The 11,543-nt window shown below is 38.9% G+C and carries 10 protein-coding genes and 1 pseudogene; 2 read left to right on the top strand and 9 right to left on the bottom strand.

What is annotated here, in order from left to right; translation table 11 throughout:
• Positions 1–52 precede the first annotated feature (52 nt).
• From GTH24_RS13575 to GTH24_RS13535, 9 genes and pseudogenes are all read right to left on the bottom strand, one after another.
• Positions 53–1,600 carry a DNA cytosine methyltransferase gene (locus GTH24_RS13575; protein ID WP_164526518.1) on the bottom strand — a complete coding sequence of 516 codons (1,548 nt, stop codon included), beginning with the start codon at positions 1,598–1,600 and terminating at the stop codon, positions 53–55.
• Positions 1,601–2,269: 669 nt separating this feature from the next.
• Positions 2,270–2,722: an IrmA family protein gene (locus GTH24_RS13570; protein ID WP_164526517.1), complete on the bottom strand. Its 453-nt coding sequence runs from the start codon at positions 2,720–2,722 to the stop codon at positions 2,270–2,272.
• A gap of 64 nt (positions 2,723–2,786) precedes the next feature.
• A complete protein-coding gene (locus GTH24_RS13565) occupies positions 2,787–3,275 on the bottom strand; it encodes a hypothetical protein (RefSeq protein WP_164526516.1) in 489 nt (162 codons plus the stop codon).
• Positions 3,276–3,356: 81 nt separating this feature from the next.
• A pseudogene (locus GTH24_RS13560) lies at positions 3,357–3,875 on the bottom strand (DUF932 domain-containing protein); the annotation flags it as partial.
• 13 nt (positions 3,876–3,888) lie between these two features.
• A complete protein-coding gene (locus GTH24_RS13555) occupies positions 3,889–4,314 on the bottom strand; it encodes an antirestriction protein (protein WP_164526515.1) in 426 nt (141 codons plus the stop codon).
• A gap of 92 nt (positions 4,315–4,406) precedes the next feature.
• Positions 4,407–5,279, bottom strand: coding sequence for a GTPase family protein (locus tag GTH24_RS13550; protein ID WP_164526514.1), 873 nt, complete (start codon positions 5,277–5,279; stop codon positions 4,407–4,409).
• 277 nt (positions 5,280–5,556) lie between these two features.
• Positions 5,557–6,540 (bottom strand): GTP pyrophosphokinase, encoded by a 984-nt coding sequence (locus GTH24_RS13545; protein ID WP_206535546.1) that lies wholly within the window; start codon positions 6,538–6,540, stop codon positions 5,557–5,559.
• Positions 6,537–7,643: a nucleoid-associated protein gene (locus tag GTH24_RS13540; RefSeq protein ID WP_164526513.1), complete on the bottom strand. Its 1,107-nt coding sequence runs from the start codon at positions 7,641–7,643 to the stop codon at positions 6,537–6,539. The genes GTH24_RS13545 and GTH24_RS13540 overlap by 4 nt, the downstream gene beginning before the upstream one ends.
• 12 nt (positions 7,644–7,655) lie before the next feature.
• On the bottom strand, positions 7,656–8,126 hold the full coding sequence (locus GTH24_RS13535) for an SLATT domain-containing protein (protein WP_164526512.1): 471 nt from the start codon (positions 8,124–8,126) through the stop codon (positions 7,656–7,658).
• A gap of 289 nt (positions 8,127–8,415) precedes the next feature.
• Here GTH24_RS13535 and GTH24_RS13530 point away from each other — a divergent pair, with 289 nt between their 5' ends.
• Together GTH24_RS13530 and GTH24_RS13525 are read left to right on the top strand one after the other, a co-directional pair.
• A complete protein-coding gene (locus GTH24_RS13530) occupies positions 8,416–10,020 on the top strand; it encodes a type I restriction-modification system subunit M (protein WP_164526511.1) in 1,605 nt (534 codons plus the stop codon).
• Positions 10,010–11,428: a restriction endonuclease subunit S gene (locus tag GTH24_RS13525; RefSeq protein WP_164526510.1), complete on the top strand. Its 1,419-nt coding sequence runs from the start codon at positions 10,010–10,012 to the stop codon at positions 11,426–11,428. Before GTH24_RS13530 ends, GTH24_RS13525 begins: the two co-directional genes overlap by 11 nt.
• Positions 11,429–11,543 lie beyond the last annotated feature (115 nt).

The raw sequence follows: 11,543 nt of genomic DNA, 5'->3' as shown, positions 1-11,543 counted from the left end.
TATTCTAAATATAATTCTCAGTAATGCAAAAGAATAAAAAATAATCAACTCATTATTTATCAAGTAATTTTCGGACAATTTCACTAATCTGTTTCGCTAAGAAAGGTGGAACAGCATTACCGACCTGAACGTATTGTTGAGTTCGGTTACCTTCAAAATAATAATTATCGGGAAAAGTTTGTAAGCGGGCAGCTTCGCGTACGGTCAGGCTACGGCATTGTGTTGGGTCGTAGTGAATAAAATAATGTCCATCTTTAGAGATATGGCTGGTTATGGTGGTGGCAAATTTATCTGCTGACTGGACGCGAAAACGATCGGCATGTGAACCAGAGTTCCAATTCGCATGTTCTGGCGCCAGCGCTGTTGGAAAGTCACGAGATTTGGGTGAAATACCTTCGTTAAGTAACGCATAAACTGAGCAGAATACATAACGCAGCAAATCAGACTGAATATGCCCTCGGCTTTCATGATTGAGAACACATTGCAAATCTTTATCCAACAGCCAGTTTTTTAGCGGTTCTGGTATCATTGTTTTCTGACTATTGTCGTATTCACTACTTTTGCGGAGGAGTCCCCTTCGAGGCATCAATGCTAATGCGTTAAATTCATCCTGCTTATCTTGTTCTTGTATCTCCATTAGTGTTTTTAACTGTGCCATGTAATCTGACACGATTTTAACCCAGAGTTCTTCTGTATCTTTTTGTTTAGATAAGCCACTTCTTAATGCAGGTAAATCATCAATAACACTTTTCACTGAAACAGAACCTGATTCTGAAAGTTGTATGGTCTCTGGGATACCGTCAATATCGTTTCTTACCCCTAACAAGATCACTCTGTGCCTTGCCTGAGGTATTCCATAACGTTCAGAACGAATTAAAAAATCTGATAAGTTCTTATAATAAGGATTAGCTGGCTCATCAGCCTTGGTCACCAGTGAATAAATTTTGTACTCTGACATATTAGGTGTATCTGTTGCGGCCCCTGGATTACGTAAGTCTTTCAAAATATCAGGGAATATCAGTTTATCATTCACTTTAGCAGATAAAATACCTCTGACATTTTCCATGACAAACACTTCAGGCTTTGCAATAGACAATACTTTTAAATATTCTTTATATAAAAAATGTCGATCATCTTCTTCAGCCTTATACTCCTTATTACCAGCGTTACGCGAACGACCTGCCAATGAATAAGCTTGACAAGGCGGTCCACCAATTACAACCTTAGCACCTTCATGATTCTCAACTAGCGTTTTAATTTTGGCATGAATGAGTTCGTTGTCCTCTCCCAGAGTTTGAGGAGTTTCTAATGTTTCCTCCATTGCCTGAGCTGCTTCATTTGGGTATTTTTCAAAAAGTTGTTCTCGGGTGATTTTACCCTGTACATAATGATAATAGTCTTTTTTAGCTTTGGGATTATTCACCAGTTTTCTAAATAAAGCTCTGGTGGTTAATGTTCTGTGGGCAGAAGGATCTTTTTCTATCGAAACTCCAATCTGAAAAGCTGTCTCTCCGGTAGATGTTTGGCATGAACTAAATCCTTCACCCAAGCCACCAGGTCCTGCGAATAAATCAATCACCAGAATTTTATTATCTTTCATTCTATTAACATATTTTTACCTACGTGTTCATAGCTTGTATGATACCAGGCTTGTTTTTTTGAGCAATCAGTTATTATATGTTTATGCATTCAGTTCGCAAATAGATAAAATTTAATAACTTTATTTATCGGTGTTAGAATAAATACAATCTTACAAATAACACTGTTAATAATATGGCTGATATTCACGACAAAGAGACCGTAGAGTTATCCATAATTTAATCCAATTTGGTTGGATCATACTGATTATTTGGGTGTGTGCTATCAGAGGTAAACATAAACTATCTGAGTTGATTTTGTCTGAACGAATTGAAGATTAGCTATGTTCTTATGATTTCAGTGCTGAAATAGATATGACGGGAATCAGAAAATCCCTTTTCGATTAAGCCAGCCCCAAAGGTAGATTCGTTCTTTTATTAACTACTTTAAGTTGTCCTTTGTTGCTTAAATATTGAGCCATCAGTGAATATCATATTGTCAAGTATAAAGTATACCTCCGGAACATTTGAGCTCATTCTCATAATGTTGTCTTATTTGGTAAGATATAATAAAATTTCACTTCAATGTTTATTGATGCTTTGAATTTAATATGGTTAAAAATTTAACTAATCAAAAAATGGCAGATCATTCAGTCTGCCATATGTTACCTTGATAGATAGCTAAAAAATTATTATTTTTTCCCTGCCACCGAAACCTTTGCCAATTCTGTATTATTAGCTTCAAAGATGGATAACGGTAATTCAACTTTACGACCATTCTGATCTTCCACCGCTTTAACCACTTCAAACTCAGCAACATCCTCACAAGGAATTTCCAATCCTGTAAACGTGGCACGAGTGGCGCTAGAATCGCCAAAAGGTTCCACTTCCAGTACCGTATCCCCTAATACTTTTCCTTGCCCATCTTTCATTCGCAGCGTGAGTTCAAGCGCACCAAACTCCGCATGGTCTAGAACCATATGGTTACCGCCATTGTCGAGGGTAAATGAATAACCACAGTAACCTTGGTTAATAAAATTTGAGCTCGTATGTGTGATGCTTGCATAACGCTGTTGCTCTTCAGCTGAGCTAAATGCACTCACTACCAATAGTCCTATCGCAAATAGGCTTTTTATCTTATTCATTACGTTACCTTTTATTATCTTTTATTGTTCTCACTACCGTAATTAGCGATAGCGAGAATATTATTTATTGTTGATTGGTTTGCAATCCACCTTTAGTACGGTCTTTTTCTTTCCAGCGTGGTCGATTCTTGCCTGAGAACTCTTTTTGCATACTCCAATACCCAATGGGATAACGAGCTACAATCGTCCCGCCAACACCAATATCGACCGAAGAGTACTGTCCATTATTAATGGTTCCTTTTTGGACATAAGCGTTAGGGCTGCAAGTACCTGTATCACGTTGTTGCCAGTTTCCGTCAGTTCTTGCCACGATATAAAAATCACCAAATGCACAACCTGATGCGGATTTATGATTTAGTACAGCAACATAATGCTTGGTTGAGCCCACAATCCTACAGGTACTATTTTGGCTTCCACACACTTGCCATAAGGTTTTACCGCCATCCCCTTTATATTCCCAAATGGTATTTTTAGGGGGCTGGCTGGTGGCAGAGGCGGGTGATGTCATTAACCACAGTGAGGCTAATGCAGTTACGAATACATATTTTTTCATTATAAATTCCTATCAACATAAATAGAAACGTCAGATTGACGCTTGATGAACACCGTCTAATGGGTGCTTGGTTTTCCCTGATGGCGGTAACAATAACGATTGCATACTTTCGCGTTTTTCAGCGACCTGCTCAAACGTATCGGCCCCTTCAATCACTTTCCCCACCACATCCCCTTTATGGGGTACACGCACTTCCCCTAATACATCGCCGCACACCAAACCGTTAGAGCACACGGCTCTAAAGAGTCCTGGCAACATCTGATAGCTGCTTGAGCCATCATGGCTATTCAACAAAATAATTTCAGGGACTTGTATACCCGTGATTTGGTCATGACGACGTAGACGTAGCATATGCTTGGTGTGCTCTCGACGGCTGATATCACGCACCCGAGTTTGGCAAGCAAAGAACGGATAAAAGCCTTCTTTTTGCAGACTGTCTAACAAGGTGATGGTCGGGATGTAGGTATAACGTTCACTGCGTGATCCATGCTTATCTTCGGAGAAAACGCTCGGTACAGTACGAAATAATTCTTCAATGGTCAGTGGACGATCACGACGAATACTGTTAGCAGAGCCAAAACGCGAAGCTAATAAACTCATGATAGACTCCTGATTAATCAATTAAGTGGAAAATGGCAGCAGATTCGGAATGTTGTAGCGCATAGTCACGCAGCTGATAAAAGCGGTCGCACATCACTTCGCTTTCCGTTTGGAATGACCAGATGCTGTACAAGATAAGGCATACGACAATGCCTGCAGCCTCTTGACTCACAGTGGCTTCATTGCCGTTGTGCATGTTAAATAGAGTTAAAGTGTCTATGTTGATATCGGGGTAGATAAAGGCACCGCCATTGCTGAGTACGCCATACTCCCAGTAACCGCCATGATACTCATCACAGAATTGGCCCATCGTGGTGAAGATCACCACTTCAAAGGTAGCCCAGCCTTTTACTGCACCAAAATGGTTGAACCAAAAATCAAGGCGTTGTTCATAAGGGACTAATTCCATTGTGATAGCGGATTCAACTGTGTTATTCATAAATTGATACTCCAATAAAAAGAAATAAAAAAAGCGCCAATCCCGTTAAGGACTAGAGCTTGATGTCATCAATGTTGCGTTAATTTAAGAAGTTAAAAGAAAAAACTCCACAGGGATTTAGCGACGGATACGATGCTGTTTTTGACAGTGCTGATCGTATGTTTTATCAATGTGGGTAATGGAATAATATCGATTATGGTATCGACGATATCACTGACACATTGCCCAAAATCGTTACGTGCGGAATTTTCCACAGATTGCGTCCGGTAAGTGCTGTTCAGTTGCCTAGCGACACCGCTACTGGCCTCTGCTGGTAATGCATGAATTAATTGCTCTGTTAATTCAGTGAGCTGAAAACCTTCTGCCGCAGAAACGGTCATCACAGGATGATGCGGCTTAAATGCGGTTATCACGGCTTGTTGCTTCAAAACTAAATTAGCTGCTTGCTCAGAGGATGGCAGCTGGCACAGTTCATCCCACTGGCGACAGGGCTCTATTTTGTCAGCTTGGTTCAGTACAAATAGAAAACGACTTGGTAGATAACCACATTGCTCAGTGAGAAAGTGATAACACTGTTCATCAGAAGACCATGCTCTATCATCGGCCTTGAGTACCCAGATGATTAAATCCAGTTCTGGTAATAAGTTACGATAGAGCTGGTGGTACTCTTTATCTCGTTCGATACTTTCCCCCACGCCGGGTAAATCAACAAAGGTGAGCGTATGGTTGTTCATCGTCATACTGAAGCGTTGGGCTTGCCGAGTGCAGCCGGATACATCACTTACAGGCGATAGGGTCGATTGGAATAGTGCGTTAATAAGACTGGATTTGCCGGCTCCAGTTTTACCCATCAGACCGATGGTGGGAGAGTAGTTGATTAGGTGATTGAGTTGATTGAAAAAAGAGGTTTGGAATGAATGAGGTAGTGCTGATAGGAGCGGTTTGAAGTGAGAGTTTTGATGCATATTACTCCTTGAAATAAAAGAAAATTATAATTATTCAAAGAGATAATATATATCTGAGATTTTTTTATTTATGTTGTTTTTCAATATTACTAATATTGAATTATTGAAATCGATTTGACACAAAATATTTTATAGATTCATGAAGTTGGTTAATACAAAAATGATTATGTAAAAATTAATACTAGTGATGTTGATATAACACATAGGATAGTGTTTAAAAGAATTGAAAAGCTGGAATCCGAAAAATACTACGATAATATTTATTTTTAATTGGTTACTATAGATCGAGTGAGACAGAAAGGGCTGACGCAAATTCTTCTAAAAGATCTGAATCTAAAGGCCAGTCTCTTACAACTCTATTTTTTCGCTCTATTATTAACCAGCCAGTAAAAATAGAGATACTTTGCTTATAAAATGGATTTTTTTGTGCTTTAGTTTTTATCACATTAACCAAGTCATAGGCATCATTTTCAATTATTTTTCGTATTCTTAATTGAAACTTATTTTCAAAAAGATCTTCAAATGCATCTAAAACATAATAGGATGATTTTTGCAATTTTAAAGGTGGTGAAGATAGAAACTCTGTGTATAAAGAATCAAGTATTGATACAATTTCATACTGCTCAATAGGTCCTTGTAGGCTAGTACTTACTTCTTTAAAAAAATCGTCTGTAGTTTCAATCAATGCCATGCTTTTAGCGACGGTTCGATGGATTTCTGGTTTAACTATTTTGTTAGTTTTATAAATTGAATCATGCGTTAGTTCCGCGTATGCATGCTGAAGTAGGGTTCGAATTTGTATCTCACATGGTGTACTTTCTGGTATGATTATACCATCAAACTCTAAGTTTCCTTTTGCTCGAACAACAAAATGTACAGATTGATATGTGAATAATAATGGACTCTTGTTACGTTCATCGTTGAAATGCCTACATTCCTCAGCAATCCAAGATGTATCAGATCTAATGATATCGGCAATTTGTTCAACTTGATCAATAAGTAACACTACAAATCGACACCCCACCTTATCCTCAATATCATCGTAAGGCTGTTCATATGACTTGTCCGGCCTATAAAAAGCTTTGTCAATAAGTGAGTTATTGTCTTTAATTCGAGCAAAAGGTGTTATCTTTACATAATTGTTAATATCATATCCTAGCAATTCAATAGATGAGTTGATTTTAGATACGACAAAGTTGCCCCAAGCTTGGTAGAAGGGTTTTTCTATATGCCATTTTTCAAGAAATTCAGCCTCATTCACTGTGGTAAGGCCAATTTTTCTTTTATAACTAGTTTAGTCCAGTTTACGGGAATACCGTTTTCATCAAATACAATCGGCTCCATAATTACTTTGTCCTTTAGTATTTCAGCAGGTGCTAATAAGCGTATATTTTGTCCAAATGACACTTTTTGCATTTTGAGTTTGCTGTTAACATGCTGTGTATCTTTTGTAAAGGATGTAGTAGGGACCCCCGAATCGCCTAAGTGAGCGATGAAGTCATCAGCAGTGTCAGAATCGAAATAAGTTCGGGCAAATTTGTCTGGTGATATAACTCCGGATTTATCTAATTTTAAATAACAGACTAGCGCGTTATTTAACTCGTATTTTTCTTCGTTCGATACTTCTAGATTATTGATAAAGGTTTTAACAGATTGGAAGAATTTCTGGGTATTTCTTGCACTGGACTCTGGATAGCCACAGCCTAAGAATGTTTCATAGAAATACTGAGCTGCTATTTTTCCATCTACTTGGCTAATTTGATAGTCGGATACCGCTACTGCCCAGCTATCATTTAAGTCAGGAGTTGTTGAATTGCCTGATTTAGGATGTTTTTCTGCAAATGCTGCGGTTTTAAATAGCTTGGAAGACGGTGTTAATAAAGCCTCTTTTACATATTTAAGAGATATTTCATGAGTGTTCTCATCTTCAACTTTTTGATAAGCACTGTAAATATCTGCCTTTATAACGCCAACTATTTTCTTTTTTTTATCTACTTCTGTTGAGCCAAAAGAACCCAAGAACACAACTACTATACCACCCGATAAACCTTTACGTTTTTGAGCATCAGCAAGTTTATCTGCTAATACGTATGTTGTGTCAATAAATGTTACATCTGTAACTGTTCTTAGAGATGTGAATAAACTTGGTGTTTTGTCTTTATCTTGTTCAATGATCTTCATATCTACGGCTTTTGATTGAGAGCCAAGAGCACCGATTACTCTTTGTTTGAAAGTCTCCATAGCTACCGTATTGAATTTAACAAGAACTGAACTTTTTTCAGGGGCCTTCTTAGAACCGTCTGGGTTTCTTTTAAAAATCTGATGGATACAAATTTTATCTATTTCTAAGTGAGTTAAATGCATGTTAATCCTATTCTAATCATCTGAATTCTTTAATGAGATGGAATTACGGGATGATGTACGATTTATATTACGCCATTCACTACCATTGTCTTCCCAAATATTTTGGTATCGTTCAAATAATTCTAATTGTTTATCATGTGACATTTGTCCTACAGATTGAGAGAAACAAATATCATTTTTTAATTGATATAAGTGTAATAGAGTCGACTTTTGTCTTATCCATAATTTTTTATAATCAAATATCACATTCCAACCGTTTACAGCAGTAAGTATAGCGCCAAAACAGAGGGCCAAATTTCTTTGATATTCTTGGTAGCCACTAATAGTAAGTCCCAAAGTAACAGTAATCGAAGCACCGAGGAGAAGAGTTAATATATTGATAATTTTTGTTTTCCTCTTAAGGCAATCAACCTTTGATTTGAGTGTGACAATACTATTTTCAACTTCGCTCAAAAGGAATGTATCAGTATTAATGATTTCCACTTATACCTCGTTTATACATTTATAAAAATAATGAATTATGCCATTATATCTTAGTGTTTGAAATATCTAACTTGGTAGTGTGTCAGCTAATTCTGTGCCAGATCACATTGGGCGTTAAAGTGGCTGTTTAAAAAAGAATTTTAGCTTTCTCCGCACAAACCTACCTGATTTTATGCGATAATCTTATCCAAACCTATTTTGTATACATTATCGGCAGTTAGCGTAAAAATAACCGACACTAACTCAGCGCTCTCCGATAATAATTGATAAGAAAAGAGAAACTATCTACATGGCTAAATCACCCGCGAAAAAACCGACGAAAGGCTTTGAAGAAACCCTGTGGGATACCGCTAATCAACTGCGTGGTAGCGTTGAATCGTCCGAATATAAACATGTGGTGCTTAGTTTGGTGTTCCTGAAATTTATCAGTGATAAATTCGAAGCCAAACGTAGCGAATTAATCAAAAATGGTCAGGAAGCTTTTGTTGATATGGATGTTTTCTATCAACAAGATAACGTTTTCTTTTTGCCGCAACAGTCTCGTTGGTCTTATGTTCAAGAGCGTGCGAAGCAAGACGATATAGCAGTCGTTATTGACACAGCGTTATCCGCCATCGAAAAAAGCAACGCATCACTGACGGGCGCATTGCCCGATAACTATTTTTCTCGTCAAGGACTGGAGCCGAAAAGGCTCGCCTCACTTATCGACAGTATTGAAAACATCGATACTCTTGCCACCGAATGTGGGCTAGGGGAAGAGGACCTGGTTGGTCGCGTTTACGAGTATTTCTTAGGGCGCTTTGCGGCTAGCGAAGGTAAGGGCGGCGGCGAGTTCTATACCCCGAAATCGGTCGTGACACTGCTTGCTGAAATGCTCGAACCCTATCAAGGCAAAGTGTATGACCCTTGCTGTGGCTCGGGCGGGATGTTTGTGCAATCGTTGAAATTTGTCGAAAGCCACCAAGGGAAAAGCAAAGATATTGCGATTTACGGGCAGGAGCTCACCAGCACCACCTATAAACTGGCAAAAATGAACTTGGCGGTGAGAGGGCTAACGGGCAACTTAGGGGAACGCCCAGCGGATACCTTTTTTGCCGACCAACACCCTGATCTGAAAGCCGACTTCATTATGGCGAATCCGCCGTTTAACTTAAAAGATTGGCGTAATGAAGCCGAGCTCACCAATGACCCGCGTTTTGCTGGTTTCCGCACCCCACCGACGGGCAACGCCAACTATGCGTGGATCTTGCATATGTTGTCTAAGCTCAGTGAGGACGGTGTTGCGGGGTTTGTGTTAGCCAATGGTTCGATGAGTTCGAATACCAGCGGTGAGGGCGAAATACGCCAAAAGCTGATTGAAGATGACCGTATTGAGTGCATGATTGCTTTACCCGGCCAGCTCTTCTTTACCACGCAAATTCCTGTTTGCCTGTGGTTTATCAGTAAAAGCAAACAAGCCAGCGCCAAATATGGCTATCGTGACCGCCAAGGGGAAACCTTGTTTATCGATGCCCGTAACCTCGGCACCATGATCAGTCGTACTCAAAAAGAGCTCACCGCGGAAGATATCGCTACTATCGCCGATACGTTCCACGCATGGCGCAGTAGCGAAAGTGAACTGAAATGCCGTGTTGCCGCCAAAGAAATCGGAATTAAGCAGTATCAAGATAGGGCCGGTTTTTGCAAGGTAGCCTCTCTTGATGATATTAAGGCCAATGATTTTGTATTAACGCCGGGGCGTTATGTAGGCGCTGTGGAGGTTGAAGATGACGGCGTGGCGTTTGAAACGAAAATGCAGGCACTGACCCAAACCCTTTATCGCCAGATGGATGAAGCCGCTGAGTTAGATAAGGCTATCCGTAAGAATATGGAGGCGCTGGGTTATGGGGAGTGAGTGGACACAAGCTAAACTGGGTGACTATATTGAGTCTTCACTCGGCAAAATGTTAGATCAAAATAAAAACACTGGTGAATACCACTGTTATTTAGGTAATAGCAATGTGCGGTGGGGAACATTTGAGCTTGATAACCTTTCGAAAATGAAATTCGAAGCCCATGAGCATACTCGCTATGGAATAAAAAAAGGTGACCTAATCATTTGTGAAGGTGGTGAGCCGGGAAGATGTGCAATTTGGGAAGATGATATACCCAATATGAAAATTCAAAAGGCATTGCATAGAGTTCGTACTCTACCTGGTTTGGATTCAGAATATTTATACTATTGGCTTCTGTTTTCGACTCGAACTGGCTGTATTGAACCTTTTTTTACTGGTACGACAATAAAGCACCTTACAGGGAAGGCATTAAAGGAAATACCTATCCGAATCCCTCCAATTGAATATCAACAATATGGTGCGAAATTATTAAGAGGGCTAGATAAAAAAATCACTCACAACCACAAAATAAATCAAACCTTAGAGAAAATGGCTCAGACCTTATTTAAATCATGGTTTGTTGATTTTGACCCTGTTATTGATAACGCATTAGATACCGGTTTTTTTGAACAAGACTTAGCCTTCTCTGAAGAGTTACTGCGCCGAGTTGAAGTGCGTAAAGCTGTACGAGAAAGTGATAATTTTAAACCGTTAGCAGAAGATATTCGTCAATTATTTCCTAATGCTTTTGAAGAATGTGCAGAGCCTGCATTGGGACTTGGGGGGTGGGTGCCAAGTGGATGGGAACTCGGTAATTTGAGTGATGTAACTAATATTTTGAGTGGTTTTGCTTTTAAGAGTAACGAGTTCCAAAATTCTGGGTTTGGTGTCATAAAAATTAAAAATATTGGTAATGATAAAAGTGTCGATATATGTGACATTCAACGAATTGATATTTCATTAGCTGAGAAAGCTAAACGTTTTAGCCTTAAAGATGGAGATTTATTAATGGCTATGACTGGTGCAACCGTTGGTAAATTTGGTTTTCTTGTTACTGAAAATCAAGAACCGTATTATTTAAACCAACGCGTTGCAAAGTTTGAGGCTATTGATGAAAGTACTGCTTATTTATATTGTATTCTAAATAGAAAGATTACCGAGTCTTATATTGTTAATACAGCGCAAGGAAGTGCCCAGCCGAATATAAGTGCAAAAGATATTCTTGCAATGCCATTAATTACTGCTCCACAATCTATAAGGGAACTATTCAATGACAAAGTAAATGATAGTTTTCAAAAAATCATTCAGATGAGAAAGCAAAATATTATTCTTGAGCATCTCCGAGACACACTGCTCCCAAAACTTATCTCTGGCGAGCTGTCTCTGAGTGATATAAAAATAGATATTCCAGAAGAAACACTCATCTAATTTATTCGACCGCTTCACATTTTTCTTATTGTGAGGCGGTTTTTGTTATCGAATCAATTAAACTATCTTAATTAAAACAACTCGATATACTCGTTATCCTTCAAGTTGCTGCGTT

The sequence above is a fragment of the Proteus vulgaris genome (assembly GCF_011045815.1).
Classification (GTDB): domain Bacteria; phylum Pseudomonadota; class Gammaproteobacteria; order Enterobacterales; family Enterobacteriaceae; genus Proteus; species Proteus vulgaris_B.
This window is presented reverse-complemented; position numbering and strand designations above follow the sequence as displayed.